Here is a 26,546-nt window from a genome sequence, read left to right on the forward strand (position 1 = left end):
ATCTGCCCCGGTTCCGGTCGCAATGCGATTGTCCGGAACCGGGATGCTGATTTCAGAAGGGTTCAGTGCTCCTGCAACTGTTCGGCGAAGCGGATCAGGTTGCCGTGGCAATCCGTGATCGAGAATTCGCGCGTCCCCCAGGGCTTGGCGTCGAGATGGCCCTTGCGGTGCACGATATTGAGCGCATTGAAATGCTCGTAGAGTGTCGCGATGCCGGTGACTTCCAGCCAGCAGCTGGTCGCCTGCGGTACCCGGCGATTGCCGGTCAGCCAGAAGCTGAGGCGCACGCCGTCGCGATGCAGGAGCAGGAAGGAAATATCGCTGTGCAGCACCTCGAAGCCGAGCTTCTGGTAGAACTGCGTGGTCTCCTCGAAACTGAGCGAAGCGAGGGTGGGGATTGCACCGGTGAGGCGTGCGGTCACGGCCTGGTTCATGAGGTTGCCACCTTTTCCAGGATGCCGCGCCAGACTGCCTGCTGAACGGCAGTGGCACCATCGTCGGCGCGCAGCCGCGCGGCCTCGCCGCCTGAGGCGAGGTGCAGCACCAGGCTCGGCCTGTCGCCGGGCTCGACGCTGCCGCCAGACAAGGGTTTCTCGTTGAGATGCCAGTCGAAGCCGGGGTCGAGCACGTTGAGCCAGGGGCCCATCCTGACGATCCGTACCAGCGGCCCGCAATGGCTCTGCCTGACGCCGTGATTGGCGACTTCCAGCCGGACCGGAATGGCCTCGGCGGCTGCAGCCTCCAACACAGCCTGGAGGTCGACCGGGGTGCCGGCCGGAGCGGCTTCCGCCGCCATTGCGGCAGGGCGGGAGAAGGAGATGGGCTGTACGTCCTCCGGCCAGGCAAGATCCGCCAGGAGCCGTTCGAACGCGGCATGATCGGCCTTGTCACGGGCGTAGATCTTCCAGAGCGCGTTGCCCGCCGCATCGAACAACTGGATGCTGCGCAACGGTCCCTTGGGGTTGGCATCCTCCACATAAAAGGCGTGCGCGATCGTTGAAGGTATCAAGGTAAGGTCGAACCCGGTGCCGGAGAAACGAATCTCACCATCGGAGTCGACGCCGACAGGGAAGGCCACATCCTTTTCATGCACGGCCGACTCATTGCGGATGAGTGACATGACGGTATCCAGGTGCGGCAAGGCAGCGCAGAGCGCGTCGATCCGGACAGCCAGGCGTTTCACACCTTCGTCGATCCGGGTCTCCAGCAGGGCGGCTTCCGAAACCCCCAATTGCGCCGCGGCATCGCGAATGCGCAATCCGGACTGACTTTCCCGGAGAGACTGCCACCGTTGTTTTAACTCGCTCATTTCCCTTCTTTCCTTCGGTTCTGATCGGCGCAAAATAGAAAAATTCAAAACTGGACGTCACAAGGAGTTATGCAGTTTAGAATAAAGAAAAACTGCGCAAATTATGCTAATAAAATCAGGCATTAATTCCTTGACACGTCCTGTTTGCTGCCGCAAATCGCTCAAAATTGTATGAAACGGCGTCTGCTTCTACAAGATAAATTATCTGCAGCGCAGTTTTGAATAATTATACGTTGCGGAGCCGAGATGGTCAGGTCGAATTACATGCGCAGTCGCAGCCTTGCGACAGTAGCTGCTCTAGCCTTGCTGGCGGGAAGCGTGACGCTGGCACGCGCCCAGCAGGCGCCGGCCGGCCAGGCTGCCGCAGCCGACGAGCCGGTGGTGCTCGATACCGTAACGGTAACGGCGACCAAGACGTCGGAGAAGCTGATCGACACGCTGGGCGGCGTCAGCCAGATCACCCAGGCGGAGATCGACCGGGCCCAGCCCGCTTCGGTTTCGGATCTGTTGAAGACAGTGCCGGGCGTCACCACGCAGGTGAGTTCGAACGACCCGATGCAGTCGATCAACATTCGCGGCATGCAGGATTTCGGCCGCGTCAACGTCTTGGTCGACGGTGCGCGGCAGGACTACCAGATCTCCGGCCACAACGCGAATGGCAGCTTCTATCTTGAGCCCGAATTCATCGACAATATCGACATCGTGCGCGGGCCGATCTCCAACCTCTACGGCTCGGGCGCTATCGGCGGCGTCGCCTCCTTCACCACCCGCGGCATCGATTCCATCCTGACGCCGGACCAGAACTGGGGCGTGGAGCAGAAGGTCGGCGTTTCCTCCAACGGCCTCGGTGCCTTCACCTCGACCTCGGCGGGCATGCGCTTCGGCACCGTCGCCGACATCTATGGCCAGTTCATCTATCGCGGTGCCGGTGACTATCGCGACGGCGACGGCGATCGCGTCCGCGATACCGGCAAGAACAATTTCGGTGGGTTGTTCAAGGTCAACTATCATCCCGGCGATGGGCAGACCATCAGCCTCAGTGCGCTCAGCCAGAAGTTCGACTACGACAACAATGGCACTAGCCAGGGCGGTTCGCGTTGGCGCAACGACGTCACGACTTCGACCTTCACTGCGGGCTACAAGTTCGAAAGTCCCGACAATCCCCTGATCAACTTCAGCGCCAAGGCGTATTACTCGCAGACGGAAAACCAGCAGACCATCCTGGTTCCGAACGCGACCTACCAGGCGCTCGGGGTCCAGCCCGGCGACAAGCTCTTCGATCGCATCGGCACCTTTGGCTTCGACGTCTACAACACGTCACGCTTCTCGACCGGCAGCATCGATCACGCCCTGACCTATGGCGCGGATGCAGCCTTTGACAAGGTCAAGACCCAAGATCGAGCCGGCGGTTACGTATCGGCGCTGACACCGTCCGGCGACCGACGCCTGCTGGGCGCCTATATCCAGGATGAGATGCGCTATGGCGGCTGGCTGCGCGTTCAGGCGGGCCTTCGCTATGACGACTATCGTCTCGAGGGGGGGCAATATAGCTCGAGCGGATCACACTGGTCTCCCAAATTCACTGTGGGTGTGACCCCGATCAAAGGTATCGAACTCTACGGCACCTATGCCGAGGGCTATCGTGCGCCATCTATTACAGAAACGCTGATCTCCGGCACACATCCCTATCCGGCCTTCATCATCCTGCCCAATCCGAATTTGCGCCCGGAAGTCGGCCGGAACTTCGAGGCTGGAACCAACATCAAATATGACAACGTCTTCCGTGACGGTGACAATTTCCGGGCCAAGATCACCGGCTTCGTCAACAATGTCGAAGACTACATTGACATGGCGTCCACCGGTGACTCCTATCTGGTGCCCTTCATACCCGGCATGCCGGTCAGCGTCTGCCAGTTCCAGCCGCAGCTGTGTTTCCCCATTCAGTCGCAGCAATATGTGAACATCGCCAAGGCGCGCCTGATGGGTGTCGAATTGGAGGCAGCGTATGACTGGGGTGGCGGTTTCGTATCGATTGCCGGCTCGCACACCAATGGCAAGAACAGGATTACCGGCCTGCCGCTCAACACCGTAGCGCCCAACAAGGTCAGCGGTACCGTGGGCTTGCGCTTTCTGGACGACCGCCTGACGATCGGTTCGCGCGTCACCCTGGTCGGTGCGACGTCCCGCAAGGTGACCGAGCCAACCGGCGGCTATGGCCTGGTCGACGTCTTTGCCAGCTACAAATACAGCGACAATGTCAGCGCCAGCCTGGCTGTCGATAACATCTTCGACCGCCGCTACAAGGCGTTCCTCAACTCCGACTACTCCACCGGCCTGGCGGCGAAGTTCGCGCTCACCGTCAAGCTCGCAGGCAAGTGAGGAGGCGGTGATGGGAACTCCCGAACTCAGTCGCCGTAATATCCTGGCCGGTGCGTTCGCCTTGCTGGCCCTGCCGTCCATGGCGCGCGCCGAAGGCATCCAGCGCGTGGTCTGCGCCGGGGCGGATGTCACAGAGATCGTGGCCAGGCTGGCCGGCGTCACGGTCATCCAGGGCGTCGATTCCACCTCCAAGGCGCCGCCCGAGGTGACCAAGCTGCCGTCCATCGGTTATCTCAGGCAGATCTCGGTGGAGGGCATCCTTTCCCTCAAGCCGGACATCCTGATCGCCAATCGCGACCTCGGACCGCCGACCGCGGTCGAGCAATTGCGCAGCACGGGACTGCGCATCGAGATCGTCGCCTTCCCCCTGAGCGGGGAGGGCATGGCCGCCAAGATCAAGCATGTCGGCGCCTTGCTCGGGCGCGAGAAGGACGCCGAGGCGCTGGCCGCGACGGTGAGCGCCACCATGGTCGACGTCTCCAAGCGCCTCGACGGCATCACCAGTCATCCCAGTATCGGCTTCATCCGTTCCATTGATGGCGGCACGCCGATGGCAGGCGGCAAGATGGGGCTGGTCGATGCCACCTATGCCCTGGCCGGCGGCGCCAATGCCTTCGGCGACTTCCCCTTGTTCAAGCCGGTGTCGCGCGAGGTGCTCGCTGCCACGCCGCCGGATTTCATCCTGGCCGACAGCGCGGTTGTTTCCAATACCGGCGGCGCGGCGGCCTTTCTCGATCAGCTGGGATTGACCTCGGCCTTTGCGGGCCGGCCCGACCGGCTGGTCGAGACCGATCTTTCCACGCTGTTCAGTTTCGGGCCATCGGCGGCCACGCAGATCCAGTCGCTGGCGCGGCGCCTGCATCCGGATCGGTTCTCGGGGTAGGGTGATGAGTCTGGTGCAAGTCACACCGCGAAGCCTTGCGCAAGGCCTCTCGCCGCATCGGCGGGAGGCTTTGGTGCAGGCCGGCCTGGCGCTGCTGCTGGCGGCTGTCCTGGCCATGGGCCTCAGCTTCGGCGGCGTGCGCATTCCCGTCTCGACCTGGTTCTCGACGGCGATGGGCAGCTGGGATCTCTATTCCGGTATCCTGGTCAATATCCGCCTGCCGCGCGTGCTGCTGGGTGCGCTGGTCGGGGCGGGGCTGGCCATGTCCGGCGCCGGCATGCAGGCCCTTTTCCGCAATCCCCTGGCCGATCCCGGGCTGACGGGGGCGGCTTCCGGCGGCATCCTCGCCGTGGTCGCCGGCATCGTTCTGCTGGAACATGTGGGCGGCACAGGCGGTCTCGGCAGCTATGCGCTGCCGGCCGCTGCTGCGGCGGCCTGCGGCCTGACCACGGTGATCACCTATCGCATCGCGCGCGACCGTGACGGCCATGTCAGCATCGCCAATCTCCTGCTGGCCGGCATCGGCATCAACGCATTGGCCATGGCCGTGATCGGCCTGTTCATCACCATCGCCGACGACACCCAGCTCCGCTCGATCCAGTTCTGGATGATGGGCTCGCTCTCGGGCGCCAACTGGGTCGCCGTTGTGGCGACGGGCCTGGCGCTCTTGGTTGCCGCCCTGTTGATGGCCCAGCAGGCTCGCGGGCTCGACGCCTTCACGCTCGGCGAAAGCGAAGCCTTCCTCTCCGGCGTCGACACCGTCCATCTCAAGCGCACGGTGATCGCCGCGACGGCCCTGGCGATCGGCGCGGCCGTCGCCTTCACCGGCCTGGTCGGCTTCGTCGGCCTGATCGCACCCCATTGCGTGCGCCTGCTGGGCGGGCAGCGCTACCGTTTCGTGCTGCCGGCCTCGGCCCTGCTGGGAGGGGCGCTGGTGGTGGCGGCCGATACGGTGGCCCGGGTCGCGATCACGCCGGCCGAGCTGCCGATCGGCCTCGTCACCAGCCTGATCGGCGGGCCGGTCTTCATCGCCATTCTGAAGAAGGCCCAGCGCGCATGAGCCTCCAATTCGGCAATCTGCAAGTCCGTAATCTCACGGTCGAGCGCAACGGCCGCCCGGTGCTGCACGACGTCTCGTTCGCAGCCGGAGCCGGCCGCGTTCTCATCGTGATGGGGCCGAACGGCGCCGGCAAGACGACCTTGCTCGCCGCGATCGGCGGAGCGATCAAACCGGCCGGCGGTGGGATCGACTTCGGCGGGGCTCCGCTCACCGGCCTGCGCCCGGCGGCGATGGCGGCCCAGCGTGCCTATATGGCGCAGCATTTCGATTGTCCCTTTGCCTATAGCGTCGAGGACATCGTGGCCCTGGGCCGGCTCTGCCATGCCGGTACGCCGCGCGCCGCACAGGACAAGGCGGCAATTGCGGCAGCGCTTGCCAGCGCCGATCTCGCATCCCTGGCCCGCCGTCCCGTCACCATGCTCTCCGGCGGCGAACGCCAGCGCGTGGCCTTCGCCAAGGCCGCGGCACAGATCTTCGACCGCAGCATGGCGGGCGAACCGCATCTCGTCATCCTGGACGAGCCGGTGTCCAGCCTCGATCCCGAACACCAGCACCGCCTGCTCGGCCAGGCCCGGCAGCTGGCCAGGCAGGGCGCGACCGTGGTGGTCACCCTGCACGACCTGACGCTGGCCTCGATCTATGGCGACGATGCGCTGGTGCTCGATCGCGGCCGCATTGCGGCGCAGGGTGCCATGGCCGAAACTCTCACACCTTCCCTCATCGAGCGTGTCTTCAAGGTGCGCGTGGGTACCGCCATCCAGGATGGCGGCCCCAGCATCATGCACGCCGTTCCACAGGACCAAGCCGCATGATGAAATTGTCCCGCTTCACCGCCGTTCTCGCCGTATTGGTGCCTGTTCTGGCGCCCCTGCCGGCCCTGGCCGCTGATGTGTCGATCGACCTCAACAAGCTCGAGACCCAGAACGGCAATTGCCGACTGACCATGGTGCTGGTGAACGCAAGCGCGGAAGCGGCGCAGAGCTTGCGCGCCGATCTGGTGATGTTCGGCGCGGATGGCGTGGTCGCCAAGCGCCTGGCCGTCGATCTCGCCCCGATCCCGGCCAGCAAGACCATCGTCAAGGCCTTCGATGTCGCCGGGCTCGCCTGCGAGGGCATCGGCAGCATCCTGCTCAACGACGTGCCGACCTGCCAGTTCGCCAATGGCAAGGCAGGGGCTCCTTCCTGCCTCGAGGCAGTCAGCGTCAGTTCGAAGGCAGGCCCCAAATTCTTCAAGTGAGGCCAAATTCTTCAAGTGAGGCTTGGTTCAAACGGGTGTCGAAACAAAGAGTGAGAGCGAGAGTGTCATGACCGAAACCGCCACGCATTTTTCCTTCGTGAATATGCTGCTCAACGCCGATCCGGTGGTGAAGGGTGTCATGCTGATCCTCGTGATCTCTTCGGTCTTGTCCTGGGGGCTGGGTTTCGAGACGGTGAGGCGGCAGGCGAAGCTTCGCCGGCTGCTGAAAGCCGCAACCGGCAAGGGTCTCGGCGCGGCACCGGTCGTGGGCCAGGCCTTGCATGCGCAGGGCGAGCAATCGGCCGGGCTTGCCGTGCCCGGCGAGACCGGCGGCGAATATCGGGGGCGCATCGAACGCGCGATGCGCGAGGCGGCTGGCGGGCTGGTGGGTGCCAGCGATGCCGGCTTGTCGATCCTCGCCACCATCGCCGCCGTGACGCCCTTCATCGGCCTGTTCGGCACGGTTTGGGGCGTGATGAACTCCTTCTCCGCCATCGCCGGCGCCAACGACACCTCGCTGGCCACCGTCGCCCCCGGCATCGCAGAAGCCCTGTTCACCACGGCGCTCGGCCTGGTTGCGGCCATTCCCGCCCTGATCGCCTATAATCGGCTGTCCCAGGGCATGGCCGGCCTCGGCCGGCTGTTCGAGCAGATCCTGCGCCGTGAAGCGGAAACCATGGCGGCCCGCCGCGGAACGTCGGCCAAGGTCGCAGGCTTCAGGGAGGCTGCGGAATGAGCTTCTCCCTCCAGGACCCCGAAGGCGGCGATGCATCCGGTCATGCGTCTTGGGCGCCCAAGGCCGTTTCGGACATCAATGTGACGCCCTTCGTCGACGTCATGCTGGTGCTGCTCATCGTTTTCATGGTGACGGCGCCCATGCTGGCAGCCGGCGTCAAGGTCGACCTGCCCAAGGCGAGTGGCGTGGCGGCGATGTCACCGACCAAGGAGCCGCTGGTGGTTTCGATCAAGGCGGACGGCTCCCTCTATATCGGGCAGGAAGCCCGCAGCGGTGAGGCTTTCGACACCGATATCCGTGCCCGTCTCGCCGCCGATCCCAAGGTGATGGCCCATATCCGCGCCGATGCCAGCGTGCCCTATGAGAAGGTGCTGGACCTGATGGCCGATCTCAGCCGCAACGGCGTCAGCCAGCTCGCTTTCATCGGCAAGGCCGACAAGGCGGCTGCCCAGCCATGACATCGGCCGACATCTTCAGGGACTGGCGGGTCGGCATGATCGCGGGAGCGGCGCTCCTGCATCTGACGGCGTTCGCCGGCGCCTGGGTGATGGTGCCGCATGACGGGGTCGAGACGCGCCTCGATCGCCCGATCGAGGCATCGCTGATGCCGGCGCCTTCGAATGATGCCGTAAACGAGATAAGCTCGCCACTGTCGCAAGAGGTCGTCTCGCCGGTAGCTGAGAGCGAGACGCTGACTGAGGATACGGTCACGGAGATACCGCCTGATGCGGTGGCCGCCGAACCAGTGACGCCTCCCGAGCAAACCTTGGAGCTCCCGCCCGTTCAGGCGACCGAGGAGACACCGCCGAAGCCTGTCGAGCCTGATAGAATGGCAGCCCTGACGCCGGATATCGTTACCACGAGGTCGACCCAGCCAAGCGAGACGGTTCCGGCCGTTCCCGAGACTGTGCCGAGCGAAACGGTGGTCCAGAAACCGGCACCCGAAAGACCGAAGCATAAGGTGGAGAAGCCCAAGGAGCAGCCCTTGAAGAAGAAGGTGGTCGAAACGCCGATCAAGGACAAGCCGGAGGTCAAGCGGCTGGCCAAGCTCGACACGACCGTACAGACGCGTCGCGCGCAGCAGGGCGGGCAGGGTGCAATGTCGGATATAGGTGTCGCCGACAGTGCCCGAAGCAATGGGGCTGCAGTCAAAAAATACAACTCAATACTTGTCGCAGCCGTGAATAGCCGTGTCAGGGCCATGGGCGGAATCGCGTGCCAGGGCGGCAGGCGTGCCAATGTTGGCTTTAATGTTTCTGCATCGGGCAGCGTTGGCGGCGTACGTCTCAGCAGCCCGTCAGGGGACGCCGCACTGGACCGAGCCGCACTTGCGGCCGTTCGAGCGATATCGCCGCCACCTCCACCGGGAGGTGCCGTCTCGCGTATCGTCCCCGTTCAATGCCCAAGATCTTAACTCAAGAAAGGAACTACCCATGTTCATCGCCATGAATCGCTTCCAGGTGAAGAAGGAAGCCACCGCGGATTTCGAGACCGTCTGGCGCGATCGCGAAGTGCATATCGACAAGCTGCCCGGCTTCGTCTCCTTCCACCTGCTGCGCGGTCCGGAGCGGGAGGACCATGTGCTGTATTCCTCGCATGTGGTCTGGCGCTCCAAGGCTGATTTCGAGGCCTGGACCCAGTCGGAGGCCTTCCGCCTGTCGCATCGCAATGCCGGCAAGGGCCCGGCGCTGACGCTCGGCCATCCCGTCTTCGAAGGCTTCGAAGTCCTGCAGACATTGGATGCGCCGGCCGAAAGCAAGGCGGCTTAAAGCGTTTTGCGATTTGGTGGTCACGCCAAGAATCGCAAAGACGCGCCGAACCAAAGAGTGAGAGCAAACAAGCGTTTCCGTCTAAACGCGGTTTGCTCTCGTCATCACGCATTTCCCCTCCACGAGGGGAATGACGGGCGGGTTTCGGCCGCGTCCTCCCGGGAGAAGGCGACCTCCAGCTTCCGGGTGGACGAGGGCAGGGACCCGCCCGTTTTCTATGCAAAGACAGAGATGTCTGGAACAGGTGTCCCTGCGAATAGATACTTACCTTCCGGGGCGAACGCGGGATTGGCGGGTCGATCTCTCGATCGACCGTCTTCGCCCTCTCTCACGCTCAGCGTTTCCAAGATGGTTGATCGGGAGATGGACCCTCCGATCTCGCACGCTCCCTCTCACAACGCTGCCCGCTTGAGAATATCCGCCGTCTCGGCATTGGCGGGGTAGAAACATTCCAGCGCCAGTTCCGACAGGGTGATGTCGACCGGCGTGCCGAACACGGTGGTGGTCGAGAAGAAGGACATCAGGCCCTGCGGTGTCCTGAGCTCGAAAGGCACGACGATGCCGCCGAGGTCGGCGCGGGGCTTGGGGCGCGAGGCCGGCGCCGGATAGGCGGAAAGCTCTTCCAGGAGCCGGGCCAGGACCTCGTCGCCGCTGACGGCGATCTGTTGGCGCAGGCGTTCGAGCAGGTGGTCGCGCCATTCGGGCAGATTGGCGGTATGGGGCGCAAGGCCGCCGGGATGCAGGCCGAGGCGCAGCACATTGACCGGCGGCTCCAGCAGGCTCTTGTCGGCAACCCCGACCAGCAGAGGTGCGATCGCCTTGTTGGCGGCGACCAGCGTCCAGTGGCGGTCGACGGCGAGGGCAGGATAGGGCTCGTGCCCCCCGATCACCAGGTCGATCGCCTCGCGGGCCGGAGCGAGGGCCGGATCGTCCAGTCCGCGCTCCTGATAGATCGGCGCATAACCGGCCGCGAGCAGCAGGGCATTGCGCTCGCGTAGCGGCACTTCCAGCCTCTCGGCCAGATGCAGCACCATTTCGCGGCTCGGCTTGGAACGGCCGCTTTCCATGAAACTGAGGTGGCGCTGCGAGATTTCCGCTTCCAGCGCGAAATCGAGCTGGCTCATGCGGCGATGCTGGCGCCAGGCACGCAGATGGTCGCCAACCCCCCGGGCGGCCCTCGCTTGCGGCGAGGCGCCCGGGCGGCGGACAGCCTGGATATTGCTGCGGGCGCTCATGCCGCCGCCGGAACCTGGTCGAGGAAACCGCTGACCTGGTGCAGCCGCCCCTGGTCGAGCCGGGCAAAATCGGTGCCCTTGATCGGACCATCCGCGCCGGCCGGGCCGAGCTGCCAGGAGAAACGGACATGGTCGCCATGGCCGTCCGCCTCGCCGATCAGGGAGAAGCGAAAATCGGGGAAGCGCTGCTGCACGGCTGCGATCAGCCCGTCGATCTCGTCATGGCCCTGGCCGCGCATCAGCGGATCGACATAGAGCGCGTCCTGTGCCCAGGAGGCGCTCAGCAAGGCGCGCCGGCGCGCAGGATCGGTTTCGTTCCAGGTGGCGATATAGATACGGGCGATGGTGGCGGGATCGGTCATCGAAGGGTTTCCTTTTGCAAGCCTGACTGCTTCAGGCCCGCTCAGCATGGCCGGCAGAAGGGGGCCTCTCAATTACGCGCGGGGTAATCAAGGCAGCGGTCTTGGACGAATCTTTCCAAAGGCACATTATCGCCGTTGTCGATTGCCTGCATCGTCGGGTGGTCTCAAATTTGAGACCACCCAAAACGGCATGGTTCCCGCCCACCGGCAGGCCGCAATTTCGCGAGCGGAGAACAATGTGTCCCTTGATCCACCGCCCGCCGGCCTTGTCAGCGACCGTCTTCTGCTCAGGTCTTTCACACCGGATGACGCCGACGAGATCTTCGCCTGCATCACGCCGAGCCTGACGCGTTTCATGGCATGGGAGCCTTTGCCGTCACGCGAGGCCTTTGCCTCGATTTGGCGCAATTGGGAGACCTTGGCCGAGGTCGGCAGCGACCATATTTTCGTCGTCCGCCGACGGGACGGACTGTTCCTCGGTCTGGTCGGGCTTCATCGGGCCGGGAGCAGGACGCCGGAACTCGGCATCTGGATCCGGGAAGACGAACATGGGCGCGGCTATGGCCGTGAGGCTGTCGCAGCGATTGCCGACTGGGCATCCGAGGATCCGGCCGTGCGCTATTTCGAATATCCCGTCGCAGAGGCGAATCTGGCGAGCCGTCGGATTGCCGAGGGTCTGGGTGGAATCCCGGCAGCAGAGCGGCGCGACAGGAAATATACCGCGGTGATTTATCACGTGCCGCGGCGACGCCGCTGATACGTCTTATACGGCCAACCGCTCCGAACCCATGGTTCTCGCTTGCACGTGCTGGCCTGCTCGCCTAAATCCGAGCCATGATCGAGAAGGATGGGGCAGGGCGTATGGCCCGGGGGTTGAGTGCGGGCGAGGCGTTGCCTCTGCTGATCGAGGCTGTCAGGGAAGCGGGCGATATCGGGCTCGGCTTTGCGCGCGAGGGTGCCCGCGTCTTCGACAAGGCCGACAAGTCGCCCGTCACCGAGGCGGACCTTGCCATCGATGCCCATCTGGCCAAGCGGCTGCGCGGCCTGTCCGGCGCGATCGGCTGGCTGTCCGAGGAGGCCGTCGACACGGACGAGCGTCTGGACAAGCAGCAGGTCTGGGTAGTCGATCCCATCGACGGCACGCGCGGCTTTATCGCCGGCAATGGCGAATGGGTGATCTCGGCTGCGCTGGTTGAAGCCGGGCGGCCGCTGGCAGGGGTGCTCTTTCGTCCCAGCAATGGCGATCTCTATACGGGCGGCCATGGCCTGGGTGCCTTCAAGAATGGCGTCGCGCTGAGGGCCAGGCAGGGCGCTCTTGCTTCGATCCGCACGCTTGCCGGGCCCAAGCCGATGTTCGATCTGGCCCAGCGCACCCTGCCTCGGGTCGAGCGGGCCTCGTCGATGTCATCGCTGGCGCTGCGCATCGCCATGGTGGCGGAGGGGAGCGTCGACGGTGCTTTCGCTTCGGGATCCTCCCATGATTGGGACATCGCGGCGGCCGACATCATTCTCAGCGAGGCCGGTGGGCTTCTCACCACCGTGGCCGGCAAGGACATCGTCTATAACCGCCCCGACCCCGTGCACCGGCCGCTCGTCATGGCCGGGCGCGAGCGCCAGGGCGCTTTGGTTGCCCTGTTCGAGGGCATGATTTGAATTTTAGAGCAAAATGACTTTTCCCTGAATCGCCATTTTGCTCTAACTCTTTGTTTTAACGCGTTTTCTTGATCTGGAAATCTGTCAGTTATTCTTGAAGACGCCATAGGAGCATGGGATGAGCGAACCTCAGAAACAATTGCTGCATCTGGTCTTTGGCGGCGAGTTGAGCTCGATCGAAGGCGTGGAGTTCAAGGATCTTCAGGGCCTCGACATCGTCGGCATCTACCCCAATTATGCCAGCGCCCAAGCGGCCTGGAAGGCCAAGGCCCAGGCGAGCGTCGACAATGCCCAGATGCGCTATTTCATCGTGCATCTGCATCGTCTGCTTGATCCGACGACCGACACGACGAAACGCTCGTAATCCTGCATGATCAAGAATATCGGCCGATCCCACTTCGTGCAGAAGGCCATCGGCGAGGGCCTCGCCGCATGGCTGAAACTCGTGCATGGCACCAGCCGCTTTGCCGACAGTCCGGCCGATCTCTACGGGCCCATTCGCGATCAGTATCCCTATATCGTGGCGATGTGGCACGGGCAGCATTTCCTGGTGCCCTTCATGCGCCGCGAGGGCCACGAGTTCCGCATCCTGATCTCGCGCCATGGCGATGGCGAGATCAATGCGGTTGCGGTGACGCGTCTGGGGCTCGGCCTGGTGCGCGGCTCGGGCGGCAGGCCCCAGCGCCAGCACCACAAGGGCGGTCCCGCGGCCCTGCGCGAACTGGTGGCGACCCTGAAGGACGGCCAGTCGGTCGGCGTGACGGCAGACGTGCCGCGCACCGGCGGCGTGGCCGGGCTCGGCATCGTCACGCTTGCGCGATTGTCGGGGCGACCGATCGTGCCGGTTGCGGTGGCGACCTCGAACATGATCCAGCTCTCCACCTGGGACAAGGCCGTGATCAACATGCCCTTTTCGCGTGGCGCCTTCGTGGTCGGCGATCTCGTGCATGTGCCCGAAGATGCCGATAAGGCGTTGATGGAGGAGAAGCGCCTTGAGGTCGAGAACGCCCTCGATGCGGCGCATCGCACGGCCTATGCCATGGTCGGGCGCACCTTCGTGAAGGCAGGCACGTGAGCACAGTGCTTCCCCTCAGCCTCAAGGCCTACCGGCTGGCGACGAGCTGCTTTCGCCCGTTCGCCGGCCTGCTGCTGGACAAGCGCCAGCGCCGTGGCAAGGAGGATGCTTCACGCCGGTCCGAACGCCTCGGCATTGCCGGCCGGCCTCGGCCCGAGGGGCGGCTGGCCTGGCTGCACGGCGCCAGCGTCGGAGAAGCCATCACTCTGCTTCCGCTGGCGACGCGCCTGGCGGGCGAAGGCTATCGCATCCTGATGACGACGGGTACCGTCACCTCGGCGGCCCTGATGGCCGAGCGCCTGCCGGCCGGGGCGATCCATCAGTTCGTACCGCTCGACATATCAGCCTATGTCAGGCGTTTCCTCGATCACTGGCGGCCGGATCTCGTCTGTTTCCTGGAATCGGAGCTCTGGCCGGGGATGATCGCCGAGATCAACGCGGCCGACATCCCCTTGGCGCTGGTCAACGGGCGGATGTCGCCGCGTTCCTTTGCGCGCTGGTGCCGCCTGCCGCGTACAAGCGCCGCCTTGCTGGGCAGCTTCGATCTCATCGCTGCCCAGAGCGAGGATGACGGCCGGCGCTTTGCCTCGCTCGGGGCGCCGCGCGTCATCGTCACCGGCAATCTCAAATTCGACGCGCCGCTGCCGCCCGCCTATCCGGGTATACTTGAGGGCCTGCAGCAAGCGGTGGCGGATCGCCCGCTTTGGCTCGCAGCGGTGACGCATGAGGGCGAGGAAGCACTGGCGGGCGAGGTGCATGCCGCACAGAAGGGGCGCTTTGCGGGCCTGTTGACGCTGATCGTGCCGCGCCATCCCGAGCGTGGCGAGGCAATCGCCGCGGCCTTGCGGGAAAAGGGATTGAACGTTGCCCTCCGCTCACGGGGCACTGCCCTGGAAGCGCAGCACGATGTCTATGTCGCCGACACGGTCGGCGAAATGGGCGTGTTCTATCGCCTTGCCCGTATCGTGTTCATGGGCAAGTCGCTGCTGGGCAAGGGAGGGCAGAATCCGATCGAGCCGGTCAAGCTTGGCGGAGCGGTGCTGCATGGACCCCATATCCAGAATTTCGTCGAGGCTTATGGCGCGCTCGATGGCATGGGGGGCGCCGTGGTCGTGCACAGCCCAGCCGAGTTATCCGGTGCCGTCGCGCGGCTGCTGTCCGAGCCGGCAGAGGTCGAGCGCGTCGCAGCCGGCGGCGCCAGGGCGATCGCGGCATTGACCGGGGCACTGGAGCGCACGCTTGCCGCCTTGCTGCCCCTCGGAGCAAGGCGGCCATGAGCGTGCGCATGAGCCTGAAGGCGCCGGCCTTCTGGTATCGGCCTCGTGGCTGGCCGGCCCGCCTGCTCATGCCGCTGTCTCGTTTCTATGGCGGCAAGGTCGCGGCGCGCATGCGCCAGCCGGGCAGCCGGGCCGGTGTTCCCGTGGTCTGCATCGGGAATTTCACGCTTGGCGGTGCCGGCAAGACGCCGCTGGCGCTGGCGGTTGCCGATATCCTGATCGCCGCGGGCCAGCGCCCGGCCTTCCTCACCCGTGGCTATGGCGGCAGCGAGAAGGGACCGCTGGTGGTCAAGCCCGACGACGCTGCCGACAAGGTGGGCGACGAGGCGCTGCTACTGGCGCGCAAGGCGCTGACGGTGAAGTCCGTCGACCGGCCGGCCGGCGCGGCGCTGGCCATCGAGCAGGGTGCCAGCATCGTCATCATGGATGACGGCTTCCAGAACCCCTCTCTCACCAAGGATTGCTCGATCATCGCCGTCGACGGCGAGACGGGCATCGGCAACGGCCTGGCCTTTCCCGCCGGCCCGTTGCGGGCCGATATCCATGACCAGATCGGCTTTGCCTCGGCGGTGGTGGTGATCGGGCCGGGCGACGCCGGCACCGCTGTCTATGATTTCGCCCGCGGTTCGAGTGTCGCCGTCTTCCGGGCCCGTATCGGCCTTGATCCGCAAGCCCCGTCTCTGCGCGGCAAGCGGGTGCTGGCCTTTGCCGGCATCGGCCGTCCCGAGAAATTCTTCAAGACCTTGGCCGATATGGGGGCCATCATCGCCGCGACGGAGGTTTTCGCCGATCACCATGCCTTCAGCGAGGAAGAAGCCGCCAGGGTCGCGGCGCGGGCGCAGGCGGCCAAGCTCATTCCGGTGACGACGACCAAGGATATGACGCGCCTCACGGGAGGCCCTGCGCGTATCGGCCTCGCCTCGATCAGCCAGACCGTGCCGATCCAGCTTTCCTTCGACGATGCGGAAGCGATGCACGACTTCCTGGTGAAACGCTTCCGCCTGGCGGGGTAAGCGCTGTAGTTGGGACCGCGGACGTCCCGTCCGCATCTTCCTTCCCAGCAAGCGCAGCGTTTCCAAGAGCGGACGGGACGTCCGCGGTCCCAGCCGCGGTGCTTCCCGCGCGCCCCTTCAGATCTCTCCAAGCTCCTTCAGCCGCTCCAGCACGGCCTCGCGGCTGGCATAGGCTTCCTGGCGGTCGACGTTCCAGTAGCGCAATTCGTCGATCGGGATATGCGTGCCGGTCACGGCGCAACGCACATAATTGCCAGGCTTGAGAATACGGAAATCGGAATCGAGGTACTGGACCTGTGCTTCGCCGGGTAGAGTCATGCGGCTTTCGTGACGGTTCATGGAGGCGCTGGCCTGTGTGTTGGAAGAATTTGGTAAAACTATAACAGAGCCAATTCTAATCGTCGAATAGGCTCGGTTGGGGGCCGGGCTTTTCGCTCTTCGATCTGGCTTTTGTCGGACCTGCTGTCGGCGGCGGATTGCCATTGCCCACGACGAAATGGCCATCGACGAATTGCAGGTCAAGGCTTGCGGCCGCCTGCGCTGCCGCGACGTTGCGCACGGGGCGGCCCTGCTCGTCGCGCACCAGGGCAAAGCCGCGCTGCAGCACGCTTTGATAGGAATAGGCGTCCAGCAGCACGGCAAACCGATCGAGCCTTTCGCGCTGGGCTGACGTGCGCGCGGCGGCGGCCTGCAGCAGGCGTCCGGCGAGCGTTTGCAGGCGCTCGCGCCCGGCTTCGCTGCGACGGGACAGCAGCAGCGGCGTGAGTTGCGCGGCACGGCCGGCGAAGGCCTCGCGCTTGCGGGCGAGGGCGATGCGCGCGGAGGCTTCCAGGCGCTCGGCGACGGCCTGGAAGCGGTCGCGGCTGCGATCGAGGCGATTTGCCGGGCTCTGCGTCAGCAGCCGGCGGGTGAGGGCATCGTAGCGCTGGTGGTGGCGGCGGGTGTTGAGCGTGAGCGCATGCACCAGGCGGCCGGCGGCAAGGTCGAGTTTTTGGCGCGGCGTCGCGAGCAGGGCCTCGCCGCTGGGCAGGGCCCGGCCGAGATTGCGCAGGTCCTGGCGCCGGCGCTCGATCATGCGTAGCGCATGGCCGGTGAGGCGGGCACCGAGGTCGTGCAGGTTGGCGAAGAGGTCGGCCCTGACCGGCACCGCCATCTCGGCGGCGCCCGTCGGCGTCGGGGCCCGGCGGTCGGCGACATGGTCGATCAAGGTCCAGTCGGTCTCGTGTCCCACGGCCGAGATCAGCGGGATCGAGCATGCCGCGGCGGCGCGCACCACGATTTCCTCGTTGAACGACCACAGGTCTTCGAGGCTGCCGCCGCCGCGCGCGACGATCAACACGTCCGGGCGTGGGATGGCGCCGCCCGCCGGCAGGGCGTCGAAGCCGGCGATGGCATTGGCGATCTCGGCGGCCGAGGTCTCGCCCTGCACCCGCACCGGCCAGACGATGACCCGGCGCGGAAAACGGTCGGTGATGCGATGCAGGATGTCGCGGATCACCGCGCCCGTGGGCGAGGTGACCACGCCGATCACGCGCGGCAGGAAGGGCAGGGAACGCTTGCGCCCCTCGTCGAACAGGCCCTCGGCGGCGAGCTTGCGGCGGCGCTCCTCCAGGAGCGCCATCAGCGCGCCGAGGCCGGCCGGCTCGAGCCGGTCGATGATGATCTGGTAGGAGGACTTGCCGGGGAAGGTGGTCAGCCGGCCGTGGGCGATCACCTCCATGCCTTCCTCGGGGCGCTGGCGCAGCCGGGCGAGATTGCCCTTCCAGATCACCGCATCGATCTTGGCGCCTTCGTCCTTGAGGGCGAAATAGGCGTGTCCCGACGCCACCGGGCCGCGATAGCCCGAAATCTCGCCCCGCACGCGCACATAGCCGAAAGCATCCTCCACCGTACGCTTGAGGGCGCCGGAGAGCTCGGAGACGGACCATTCGGGAGCATTGGAGGGCTGAGAATCAGGGGATATGTCGGGCATGGCGGCATCTTATACCAACATGCTTGGAAGCGTGGACATCCTGCCCTTAGGTGCCGACTGAACCGGACAATGCGGATTTGGAGGGTCGATCTCCAGATCGACCGTCTTGGAAACGTCGCACTTGCCGATAGGAAAATGCCGATCTGGAGATCGGCAGACCGCGTTTCGGGCGCCTTCACTCGCTAAGTTGACGCTTATGGGCTTCCTGTCGGCGCTTCAGGGAAATGTCGGTGGCTACTATCCAGCCGGCACGAATCCGGCCTAGAATTGTATGAACAATCAAGACGACAAGCGGAGGCAACGATGAAGGCGGTGCGGCTCGACACGGTGGGAGAGCTTTTTCTCAAGGATGTGGACAGACCCAAGCCCGGGCCGGGGGATCTCCTGGTGCGGGTCGAGGCCTCCGGCATTTGCGGCACGGACCGCCATCTCCTCAAGGGCGAGTTCCCCTCCAAGCCGCCGGTGACCCTGGGCCACGAATTTTGCGGCATCGTCGAGGAGGTTGGCCCTGATGTGCAGGGCTTTCGTGCCGGCATGCGGGTGACGGGCGATCCCAATATCGTGTGCGGGCGTTGCGTGCACTGCCAGAACGGGCGGATCAATCTGTGCCGCAATCTCACCGCTATCGGCATCCACCGCGACGGGGGGCTGGCCGACTATGTGATCGTGCCGCAGCAGCAGGCCCATGAACTGCCTCTGTCGCTGAAGGCCAGCCATGGCGCCTTCTGCGAGCCGATCGCCTGCTGCCTGCACGGCATCGACATCGCCAATATCCAGGCCGGGTCCTCGGTGATCGTGCTCGGCGGCGGCGTGATCGGGCTGATCACGGTGCAACTGGCCAGGCTCGCCGGCGCGTCGCGCGTGGTTCTCTCCACCCGCCAGGCCGTCAAGCGCGAGCTGGCGGAGCGCGTGGGCGCCACCGCCAGCATCGATCCGACGCAGGGTGACTTCATCGCCAACGTCACCGGTCCCGACGGCCTGCTGCCCGGCGGTGCCGACGTGGTGATCGAATGCGCCGGCGTGGCGCAGACGGTGGAGCAGTCCTTCCAGCTCGCCCGTCCCGGCGGCACGGTGGTGATCCTCGGCGTGATGGCGCAAGGCGAGAAGGTGGCGGTCGAGCCCTTCGACATCCTGTTCCGCGAACTGAAGGTGTTCGGTTCCTTCATCAACCCCTTCACGCATCGGCGGGCGGCCGAACTGGTGGCCAGCGGTGCCCTCAAGCTCGATGAGCTGATCTCGCGCGAGGTCAGGCTGGAGGAGGTCCCCGCCATCATCGCAAGGCCGGCCGGACCAGGCGAGGTCAAGATCCTCTACGTGCCCTGACGGGCTGTCGGACCGTAAACGTTTCGTGAACAAAATGGTGGCGCGGGGCTGGCGACTCGGCCGGGAAAACCTATCTTGTTGGGGATGAAGGCTGGGACCGCGGACGACAGCCACGTTGAATTTCGTTCAATGTGGCGGCCACGTCCGCTCTTTCCTTCCCGAGAGCGCGACGTTTCCAAGAGCGGACGGGACGTCCGCGGTCCCAGCCGCTCCGCTTTGAAATGAAGCTTCCATGCCCCGTAAACCGCCTTTCATCGACAAGACACAGGCCCGGCGCATCTGGCTCCGGGCCCAGCGCCTCGACAGTCTCTCCCCCTTCGGCGACGGACCGCAGGCCACCCCCGCTGCGACGGCGCATCTGGGCTATGTGCAGATCGACACCATCAACGTGATCGAGCGCAGCCATCATCACATCCTGTGGACGCGCATTCCCGACTATCGGCGTGACCATCTCGTGCAGGCGCAGAGCGCCGACAAATCGGTGTTCGAATATTGGACGCATGCGCTGTCCTATATTCCCACGGCGGATCTGCGCTACTTCCTGCCCGACATGAAGGCCTATCTCGACAAGCCCAATGGCTGGTTCGAGAGCGTGTCGAAGGCGGACCTGCGCAAGGTGATGACCTTGATCCGCAAAGGCGGGGCCCTCTCCATCCGCGACATCGACGATGACGTGCTGGTGGAGAAGACCCATCCCTGGGCCAGCCGCAAGCCTTCCAAGAAAGCCCTCCAGCTTGCCTTCTATACCGGTATGCTCACCATCAGTGCACGCGTGGGCATGCTCAAGAGCTATGAGCTGATGGAGCGCCATTTCGGCTGGGCCGAGCAGCGCGACCTCAGGCCCAAGCCGGCCACCGAGCGCCAGCGGCTCGACTATGTCATCGACCGGGCGCTGCGCGCGCAGGGCCTCGTCAGCCTCGATTCGATCTGCCATCTCGATGCCGGCCGCAAGGGCGCGGTGCGCGAGCGCCTCGAAAGCCGGATGCGGCGTAAGCAACTCGTTGCCGTCGAGGTGGAGGGTGCGGGCAAGACCGAGCATTGGGCAACGCCCGAGACGCTCGCCAGTGCCGCCGAGGCGCCGCCCACCGAACTCGTGCATATTCTCTCACCCTTCGACCCCCTGGTGATCCAGCGCAAGCGCCTGAAGCTCTTCTTCGACTATGATCACCGCTTCGAGGCCTATGTACCGAAGGAAAAACGGGTTTTCGGCTATTTCGCCCTGCCGGTTCTGGTGGGCGAGGACATCGTGGCGGCCATCGATCTGAAGACGGACCGCGCTGCCGGCAAGATGCTGATCCAGCAATGGAACTGGGTGGGTGAGGGCGATGGCGCCGCGCACAAGCCGGCGATCGAGGAAGCGTTGGGGCGTTTCGAGGCCTTCCAGCTGGCGGAGTGAAGCCGGAATCGTGAGGGCGACTCTGCCTGCGATCCCAGAAAAATCCGGAAATTGCCGTGCCCTTTCACGGGCACGGCAGAACGGCGCGCTATTTGGTGTCGGCGCGCAGCTTGTCGTTGTCTCGGTTCTGGTCGGGGAGCTTGTGGTCAGGATCGAGCGTGGCCTGCACCACTTTCTTGCCGGGCTCGACGACGATGGTCGTCGCGGCCTGCCGGATCCAGCTTTCGGCGGGCAGGCGATAGTCGCGATGGCCGCCGTCGGCGAAGTCGACTCGCAGGGTCACCGGCATGACCAGCTTGTCATGGCTGCCGATGGTGATGGCGGTGCCCTTCGGCTCCTTGGCCTTGCTGTCCTTGTCCTTCTCGTCGGTCGCCGGTGCGATCTTGTCGATGGCGAGGTCGAGCGTCCAGTTGTTGTCGTACCAGCCGCGCCACCACCAGGAGAGGTCCTCACCGGCGCTGCTTTCCATCGCCCGGAAGAAATCGTCCGGCTTGGGATGCTTGAAGGCCCAGGCGGCGGTGAACTGACGGAAGGCGGCGTCGAAGCGCTCCGGCCCGAGGATCTGCTCACGCAGCAGGACGAGGCCGAGCGCCGATTTGAAATAGGTCACGGGGTGGCGGTATTTCTCGATCACCGTGTCGGCGCGCGAGAGGATCGGCGGCGCCTCGCGGTCCTTCAATACCTCGATGATCTCGTCGACGGGATTGCCGCCGCCCGGGGCATATTCGACATCGCGTTTCGGCGCATATTCGCCGTGGTTGAAATCGTCCGATTCATAGACGTCGATGAAGGTGTTGAAGCCTTCGTCCATCCAGGCGTCGCGACGCTCGTCGAAGCCGACGACCATCGGGAACCAGGTGTGGCCGATCTCATGGGCGGTGACCCAGAACAAATCCTTGGTCTTGTCGCCGATGCCGTCGAAGAGCAGGCCGGGATATTCCATGCCGGCGAGATCGTCGGGGCCGGCGATATTGACCGCGACCGGCCAGGGATAGGGATACCAGCGGGCCGAGAAGCGCTCGACCGCGTCCTTCAGATATTCGGTCGAGCGGCCCCAGCGCTCCGCGCCCTGGCTCTCGGCCGGGTAGAAGGACATGGCCAGAGCCGACTTGCCGGCCGGTAGGTTGATGCGCGCCGCGTCCCAGGCAAAGGCCGCCGAGGCGGCGAAAACAGCATCGCGGCTGTTCTTCATCTGATAGTGCCAGGTCAGCGTGCCGTCCTTCTTCGGGCGTGATTTGGGATCGTCGATCTCCGGCACGCTGCGGATCGTCACGGTCTTGTCGCTGGCGCGGGCCTTCTTGAGCCTGCCCTGCTGCTCGGAGGTCAGCACTTCCTGCGGGTTCACCAGTTCGCCCGAGCCCGCGACCAGCATGGCGCTCGGCGCCGTCACCCAATAATCGAAATTGCCGTATTCGAGATAAAACTCCTGGGCGAGATAAGGCAGCGTGTCCCAGCCACGGATGTCGTCATAGACGGCCATGCGCGGATACCATTGGGCGATCTCGTAGACGGGGCCAGCCTTGGCCTTGCCCCAACCCATGCGTCCGCCCCATTCACCGGGAATGGTGAAGTGATAGCGGATATGGAGCTTGACCTGCCCGCCCTTGGCGGCCAGCGGTGTCGGCAAGGCGATGCGCATGCGGGTGTCGCTGACGGTATAGGAAATCGATGCTGCCTTGCGGGAGCCGATCGAGACGCTGTCGAGCACGAAACCGTCCGTGGTGCCGTCGCGCGCCTTGCCATTGGCAAAGCCGCTGCGGCTGTCGGTTTTGTAGATGTTCTGGTCGAGCTGCAGCCAGAGCTCGCTCAACCGGTCGGGGCTATTGTTGGTATAGGTGATGACCTCGTCGCCGCTGATGGCGGGCTGGTCGGGTTGGAGCGTGGCGTGGATCTGATAGTCGGCCTTGTTCTGCCAATATTGCGGACCGGGCAGGCCATCGGCAGAGCGATAGGCATTGACAGCCTGCGTCAGGGGGCGCGGTGCAAAGGTTTCCCGAGGCTGATACTGTGCCAGGGCAGGCGTCGCGGCCAAGCCGAGGAATACGATCGGAAAAAGACGCGCGGGGCGCGGTCTACGGCGCAAGAAGTATCGGTATGTTTCTACCATATTCATGGAAATACCTGCTGTCGATGGACTGTCCCCTCCATCCCAATCGGTAATCTCCGATCTCTTCTTAGAGTATGAATGCTTTCCTCGCCATGGCTTGTATGACCGGTGCAACAGAATTGCACCGGTCGGACGACAGCCCGATCCCGGCATCTTGCCGCCCCTCGTCGGCGCGAATAGAATGATTGCGTCGATCGGGTATTATAAGTGCGACGGCCCGGCACAGGGAGGCATCGCTTGAGCGAAGCGGAAACAAGGAAGCCGCCCCGGTCGGAAAAGCAGGCGCCGCGCCTGTCCGTCGGCTTCATCCTGGCCCGGCACTTCACCCTGAACGCCTTTGCCAATTTCGTCGACGTGCTGCGCCTGGCGGCTGATGAAGGCGACCGCAGCCGGCCGATCCGTTTCGAATGGAGCGTGCTGTCCGATACCATGAACCCGATCGCCTCCAGCAGCGGCGTGGTGGTCGCTCCCTCCGAGCGGCTCGGGGATCCCGGCAAGTTCGACTATATCGTGGTGGTGGGCGGGCTGATCGACGAGGTCCCCAGGCTCGGCCCCGCCTATTCACGCTATCTCCAGCGGGCTGCGGCGGCGAAGGTGCCGCTCGTCGGCGTGTGCACCGGTGCCTTCATCCTGCACCATGCCGGGCTGATGGACGGCTATCGCTGCTGCGTGAGCTGGTTCCACCATACCGATTTCCTGGAGCAGTTCGATGGCCTCCAGCCGGTCTCCGACCAGATCTTCATCGTCGATCGTGACCGCCTCACCTGCCCGGGTGGTGCCAGCGCAGCCCATCTGGCCGCCTTCCTGGTCGAGCGGCATCTTGGCAAGGCCGCCGCGACCAAGAGCCTTCACATCATGATGATCAACGGCGCGGAGGTCGGCGAGGCGCCGCAGCCGAGCCCGACGCTCGATTTCAACACCTCGGACCCCTTCGTCAGGAAGGCGCTGCTGCTGGTGCAGCAAAGCCTCGATGCGCCGCTCTCCGTCGGCCAGATCGCCCGGCATCTGGGGATCACCAAGCGTCGGCTCGAGCGCCATTTCGAAAGCGCGCTCGCCACCTCGCCGCGCGCGGCTTTCATGGAGATGCGGCTGTCGCTCGCCCGGCATATGGTCGAGACCTCCAACAAGTCCTTCGCCAAGATCGCCATCGAGTGCGGCTTCTCGGATTCGGCCCACTTTAGCCGGCGCTTCCGCCAGCGCTTTACGACGACGCCGAGCGAATTCCGCAAGGAGTGGCTGGAGCGGCAGAACGGGATGGTTCAGGCTTGACGTCGGCGCGAGTTCGTATCGCCGCGGCTATAGCCCCATCACATATCTGAACAGGCGGGCAAGGTCCCTTTGGCTGGTCCGCAGGCTTTCCATCGGGGTATTGGGCAAGGGCGATATGGAGTCGTCCAGGCAGACGGCGTCGCTGCCCTGGAATACACCGTTGGCGATATGAAAGCCCAAGGCGCGATAGGCCTCGAACTGTTCTTCCGAGAAGAACTGGTCGCCCGTGGTCTCATGGGGGAAAGCCCCATAGCGCCGGCCGTAGTCGCGGATGTAGTCATTCTCGTCGCCGCTGAGCGAGGATTTGAGATAGAGCAGGCAACCCTTGTAGCCGTCGCCGTAGTCGATGGTCCCGAGCGCGGCATGAGGCCCGCTTCTGCAATCGCCGGTGCCGGCATTGGCGCCCATATGGCTGCGCGTGGTGGTGGCGATAGCCTGCCAGGGCAGTGAAATCCGAATGCCCAGATCGATGCGGGCATAGCGCTGCAGCCTCACGAAAGAACCGAAGGTCATGCCGGCATCGGCTTCGGCGTCGGCCAGAATGATCACCCGGCAGCGCCGACGCAGCAGTTCATAGATACCCAGATTGTCGATGTGGCCGCCGTCGGTCAGATAGATCGAGTCCATCTTCTCCGACAGCAAGCCGAAGATCTCCGCTCCGAGATAAAGCCAGCCCTGCCGGTTGAACCAGCCCTTGAGGCGCTGCCAGCCATGAAGAGAGGGGGGCGATGCGGTGAGCTTATAGGGATTGGTCAGCCAATAACCGAGGCGGGCATTGAGAAGCGCAAGCGTGAAGGTTAGCGGGCGGATGGAGTTGGCGCCCATGTTGGAGGAAACTGCCGCCCCCGAAATGGCGATCGCACGCGCGAGGTCCAGTGATATCTCGCTCCGCTCCAGTTGCTGCATGCTGGCATATCCGGTGGCCGCACTACCGGTGTACAGGGGCGAGAAGATGAAGAAATCCGCATCACGGCCTCTCTTGTTGAGGTAGTGCGAACCCTGCAGGTTCACCGTGGCGTTGATCAGGTGATAGGGCGCGTAGACCGGGTCGAGGCTGCTCACCTTCCGGGTGTCGTCCGGCGGAAAATCGGGGCTCCGCGGATCGAACAGGAAGGCCTTGCCGATACGGTCGCGATAAAGTTGGTGAAGCGAATTGGCGTTTCCGCGCAGGCGCGAGACGCCGATGAGGCCGAACAGGCCCAGCGCGCCGTAAACGATGGCGGTGTCGTAGCGGCCCGCCACTGCCAGCCAGCCGGCGAGCCAGGACAGCCATGCCGGCCGGTTCAGCGTCGGCTCATGCAGCGACAGGCCGGTCATGCCCCAATAGCAGAAGTCAAGATAGAGCAGCCACAGCAGCAAAGGCAGGACCAGGGCGGCCACCCACACCACGGCCTTGCCGGCGACACGGCCGATGATGGCGCTTAGGCTGCCGGCGACTTTGGCACGGTCGAGTAGCGGGACCAGCTTGTCGTAGAACAAGGTGACGGCGGCTGCGATCGGCACAAGGATCGACTGGATCCAGGTCGTCAGGGCGCCGAAGCCTTGATGTTCGAACAGAATCTGCAGGGCTAGGCGCTGGAAGTCGAGCGCGAAGACGGCGAGTGTTGCGCCCAGGAGCCAGACGGGCGCGACCCGTCGCTCGGGTGCGCCTCTTTGGCTGATTTGCGAACGGTTGATCGCCCATATCGCATAGGCCAGGAACAACACGCCAGCCGCGACGAGACTGGGTAGGAGATGCGCAGGCTTTCCAAGCGGCAGCCGCCAGCCAAAGATGTGCAGACTGTCGAGTTCGAGCGCACTGGGATTGAAGAACACCGTAATGGCGGCAAGGAGGAACAGTGCCGTCAGCACGATGAGTCCATTGGCGGCGATACCGCGCAGGACGACCGTGGCGGACCGGAAGACGTCGGGCAGGCCGTTGGGAATGAGGTAGTTGGAATAGTCGCGGATGCGTCCGACCACCTTGGTGTCTGCGATCTCCTGGGGCGCCGGTGTCACGGGAGAGAGCGCGCTGGCAAGGAGGCACTCGCCATTGCTGCGCGTCAGGGTCGAGGTCAGAGCGCTGCCGGTGAAGCCGCCGCCCGATACCGTCGACAGGTAGTCTATCCGTTTCAGAAGGCGGTTGGAGGTGACGGCCTGCACGACGCCGAGCGCGAAGGCTGCGGACCGCACGCCGCCGCCGGACAGGGCCAGCCCGACGAGTTCGCGCTTTTCGTCTGGGGGCACCGTGGGCGCGTTTGGATCGCGCGGGGGAGGTGTGGGCGGCGCTGGCATGCCCAGCGGCGGGGGGCCTTGCCATGGCGGACCGGGGTCTGAGGGCCAATCCGACCCGGAAGGGGGCTGCGAAGGCTGTTTGCGCCGGCCGAGTATGGCTTGATATTCCTTGTCGAGAACGAGGCGAAGGGGATCGTCTTCCGCAATACGCTCCAGGCCTCTTCGAGTGGCCGTGGGCAGCGGATCGTTCGCCAATTTGGCAATGGGAGGACGGGCT

At 64.6% G+C, this 26,546-nt stretch carries 26 protein-coding genes; 18 read left to right on the forward strand and 8 right to left on the reverse strand.

Going from position 1 to position 26,546, the window contains the following annotated elements:
* Positions 1 to 62: 62 nt before the first annotated feature.
* Positions 63 to 434: a bleomycin resistance family protein gene (locus BA190_RS21045; RefSeq protein WP_068291674.1), complete on the reverse strand. Its 372-nt coding sequence runs from the start codon at positions 432 to 434 to the stop codon at positions 63 to 65.
* Entirely contained in the window at positions 431 to 1,309 is an 879-nt protein-coding gene (locus BA190_RS21050) for a ChuX/HutX family heme-like substrate-binding protein (RefSeq protein ID WP_082979927.1), read from the reverse strand. The genes BA190_RS21045 and BA190_RS21050 overlap by 4 nt, the downstream gene beginning before the upstream one ends.
* 246 nt (positions 1,310 to 1,555) lie before the next feature.
* Here BA190_RS21050 and BA190_RS21055 point away from each other — a divergent pair, with 246 nt between their 5' ends.
* From BA190_RS21055 to BA190_RS21095, 9 genes are all read left to right on the forward strand, one after another.
* Positions 1,556 to 3,688 carry a TonB-dependent hemoglobin/transferrin/lactoferrin family receptor gene (locus BA190_RS21055; protein ID WP_245314871.1) on the forward strand — a complete coding sequence of 711 codons (2,133 nt, stop codon included), beginning with the start codon at positions 1,556 to 1,558 and terminating at the stop codon, positions 3,686 to 3,688.
* A 10-nt stretch (positions 3,689 to 3,698) separates the two neighbouring features.
* Positions 3,699 to 4,571, forward strand: a complete 873-nt coding sequence (locus BA190_RS21060) for a hemin ABC transporter substrate-binding protein (protein ID WP_068291681.1) — start codon at positions 3,699 to 3,701, stop codon at positions 4,569 to 4,571.
* A 4-nt stretch (positions 4,572 to 4,575) separates the two neighbouring features.
* Positions 4,576 to 5,631 (forward strand): iron ABC transporter permease, encoded by a 1,056-nt coding sequence (locus BA190_RS21065; protein WP_068291685.1) that lies wholly within the window; start codon positions 4,576 to 4,578, stop codon positions 5,629 to 5,631.
* Positions 5,628 to 6,443, forward strand: coding sequence for an ATP-binding cassette domain-containing protein (locus BA190_RS21070; protein ID WP_068291689.1), 816 nt, complete (start codon positions 5,628 to 5,630; stop codon positions 6,441 to 6,443). The genes BA190_RS21065 and BA190_RS21070 overlap by 4 nt, the downstream gene beginning before the upstream one ends.
* Positions 6,440 to 6,868 (forward strand): Tat pathway signal sequence domain protein, encoded by a 429-nt coding sequence (locus tag BA190_RS21075; RefSeq protein ID WP_156771624.1) that lies wholly within the window; start codon positions 6,440 to 6,442, stop codon positions 6,866 to 6,868. The genes BA190_RS21070 and BA190_RS21075 overlap by 4 nt, the downstream gene beginning before the upstream one ends.
* 67 nt (positions 6,869 to 6,935) lie before the next feature.
* Positions 6,936 to 7,604, forward strand: coding sequence for a MotA/TolQ/ExbB proton channel family protein (locus BA190_RS21080; protein WP_068291698.1), 669 nt, complete (start codon positions 6,936 to 6,938; stop codon positions 7,602 to 7,604).
* Complete coding sequence (locus BA190_RS21085; RefSeq protein WP_068291699.1) at positions 7,601 to 8,062, forward strand: ExbD/TolR family protein; 462 nt, start codon at positions 7,601 to 7,603, stop codon at positions 8,060 to 8,062. The genes BA190_RS21080 and BA190_RS21085 overlap by 4 nt, the downstream gene beginning before the upstream one ends.
* Positions 8,059 to 9,018, forward strand: a complete 960-nt coding sequence (locus BA190_RS21090; RefSeq protein ID WP_068291701.1) for a TonB family protein — start codon at positions 8,059 to 8,061, stop codon at positions 9,016 to 9,018. The genes BA190_RS21085 and BA190_RS21090 overlap by 4 nt, the downstream gene beginning before the upstream one ends.
* A gap of 19 nt (positions 9,019 to 9,037) precedes the next feature.
* On the forward strand, positions 9,038 to 9,373 hold the full coding sequence (locus BA190_RS21095; RefSeq protein ID WP_068291702.1) for an antibiotic biosynthesis monooxygenase: 336 nt from the start codon (positions 9,038 to 9,040) through the stop codon (positions 9,371 to 9,373).
* A 392-nt stretch (positions 9,374 to 9,765) separates the two neighbouring features.
* Here BA190_RS21095 and BA190_RS21100 read toward each other — a convergent pair whose 3' ends face one another.
* Together BA190_RS21100 and BA190_RS21105 are read right to left on the reverse strand one after the other, a co-directional pair.
* The gene (locus BA190_RS21100; RefSeq protein WP_082979928.1) at positions 9,766 to 10,608 is read right to left on the reverse strand and encodes a helix-turn-helix domain-containing protein; all 843 of its coding nucleotides are present in this window, start codon (positions 10,606 to 10,608) and stop codon (positions 9,766 to 9,768) included.
* Positions 10,605 to 10,970, reverse strand: a complete 366-nt coding sequence (locus tag BA190_RS21105; protein ID WP_068291706.1) for a nuclear transport factor 2 family protein — start codon at positions 10,968 to 10,970, stop codon at positions 10,605 to 10,607. The genes BA190_RS21100 and BA190_RS21105 overlap by 4 nt, the downstream gene beginning before the upstream one ends.
* Positions 10,971 to 11,208: 238 nt before the next feature.
* Between BA190_RS21105 and BA190_RS21110 the strand changes: the two genes are divergently transcribed.
* The 6 genes from BA190_RS21110 (at position 11,209) to lpxK (ending at position 15,988) form a co-directional block, all read left to right on the forward strand.
* The gene (locus BA190_RS21110) at positions 11,209 to 11,727 is read left to right on the forward strand and encodes a GNAT family N-acetyltransferase (protein ID WP_068291952.1); all 519 of its coding nucleotides are present in this window, start codon (positions 11,209 to 11,211) and stop codon (positions 11,725 to 11,727) included.
* A gap of 77 nt (positions 11,728 to 11,804) precedes the next feature.
* Positions 11,805 to 12,623: a 3'(2'),5'-bisphosphate nucleotidase CysQ gene (locus BA190_RS21115; RefSeq protein ID WP_082979930.1), complete on the forward strand. Its 819-nt coding sequence runs from the start codon at positions 11,805 to 11,807 to the stop codon at positions 12,621 to 12,623.
* A gap of 118 nt (positions 12,624 to 12,741) precedes the next feature.
* The gene (locus BA190_RS21120) at positions 12,742 to 12,987 is read left to right on the forward strand and encodes a DUF4170 domain-containing protein (RefSeq protein ID WP_068291710.1); all 246 of its coding nucleotides are present in this window, start codon (positions 12,742 to 12,744) and stop codon (positions 12,985 to 12,987) included.
* Between the two features lie 6 nt (positions 12,988 to 12,993).
* A complete protein-coding gene (locus tag BA190_RS21125; protein WP_082979931.1) occupies positions 12,994 to 13,698 on the forward strand; it encodes a lysophospholipid acyltransferase family protein in 705 nt (234 codons plus the stop codon).
* Positions 13,695 to 14,975, forward strand: coding sequence for a 3-deoxy-D-manno-octulosonic acid transferase (locus BA190_RS21130; RefSeq protein WP_068291711.1), 1,281 nt, complete (start codon positions 13,695 to 13,697; stop codon positions 14,973 to 14,975). Before BA190_RS21125 ends, BA190_RS21130 begins: the two co-directional genes overlap by 4 nt.
* A complete protein-coding gene (gene lpxK, locus BA190_RS21135) occupies positions 14,972 to 15,988 on the forward strand; it encodes a tetraacyldisaccharide 4'-kinase (protein WP_245314873.1) in 1,017 nt (338 codons plus the stop codon). Before BA190_RS21130 ends, lpxK begins: the two co-directional genes overlap by 4 nt.
* A gap of 117 nt (positions 15,989 to 16,105) precedes the next feature.
* Here lpxK and BA190_RS21140 read toward each other — a convergent pair whose 3' ends face one another.
* Together BA190_RS21140 and xseA are read right to left on the reverse strand one after the other, a co-directional pair.
* Positions 16,106 to 16,327 carry a DUF2093 domain-containing protein gene (locus tag BA190_RS21140; RefSeq protein WP_068291712.1) on the reverse strand — a complete coding sequence of 74 codons (222 nt, stop codon included), beginning with the start codon at positions 16,325 to 16,327 and terminating at the stop codon, positions 16,106 to 16,108.
* A gap of 55 nt (positions 16,328 to 16,382) precedes the next feature.
* Positions 16,383 to 17,960, reverse strand: coding sequence for an exodeoxyribonuclease VII large subunit (gene xseA / locus BA190_RS21145; RefSeq protein ID WP_068291714.1), 1,578 nt, complete (start codon positions 17,958 to 17,960; stop codon positions 16,383 to 16,385).
* 303 nt (positions 17,961 to 18,263) lie between these two features.
* Here xseA and BA190_RS21150 point away from each other — a divergent pair, with 303 nt between their 5' ends.
* Positions 18,264 to 19,283 (forward strand): zinc-dependent alcohol dehydrogenase family protein, encoded by a 1,020-nt coding sequence (locus BA190_RS21150; protein WP_068291715.1) that lies wholly within the window; start codon positions 18,264 to 18,266, stop codon positions 19,281 to 19,283.
* 232 nt (positions 19,284 to 19,515) lie between these two features.
* Positions 19,516 to 20,679, forward strand: a complete 1,164-nt coding sequence (locus tag BA190_RS21155) for a winged helix-turn-helix domain-containing protein (RefSeq protein WP_068291717.1) — start codon at positions 19,516 to 19,518, stop codon at positions 20,677 to 20,679.
* An 88-nt stretch (positions 20,680 to 20,767) separates the two neighbouring features.
* Here the strand turns inward: BA190_RS21155 and BA190_RS21160 are convergent, their stop codons facing one another.
* Positions 20,768 to 22,711: a M1 family metallopeptidase gene (locus tag BA190_RS21160; RefSeq protein ID WP_202908500.1), complete on the reverse strand. Its 1,944-nt coding sequence runs from the start codon at positions 22,709 to 22,711 to the stop codon at positions 20,768 to 20,770.
* A gap of 312 nt (positions 22,712 to 23,023) precedes the next feature.
* On the opposite strand from BA190_RS21160, the gene BA190_RS21165 reads away from it, so the two are divergent.
* Entirely contained in the window at positions 23,024 to 24,055 is a 1,032-nt protein-coding gene (locus BA190_RS21165) for a GlxA family transcriptional regulator (protein WP_068291718.1), read from the forward strand.
* A 27-nt stretch (positions 24,056 to 24,082) separates the two neighbouring features.
* Here BA190_RS21165 and BA190_RS36910 read toward each other — a convergent pair whose 3' ends face one another.
* Positions 24,083 to 26,281, reverse strand: a complete 2,199-nt coding sequence (locus BA190_RS36910; protein WP_068291723.1) for a patatin-like phospholipase family protein — start codon at positions 26,279 to 26,281, stop codon at positions 24,083 to 24,085.
* Positions 26,282 to 26,546: the final 265 nt, after the last annotated feature.

It is taken from the genome of Labrys sp. WJW (genome assembly GCF_001676615.1).
In the GTDB taxonomy this organism is placed as follows: Bacteria; Pseudomonadota; Alphaproteobacteria; order Rhizobiales; family Labraceae; genus Labrys; species Labrys sedimenti.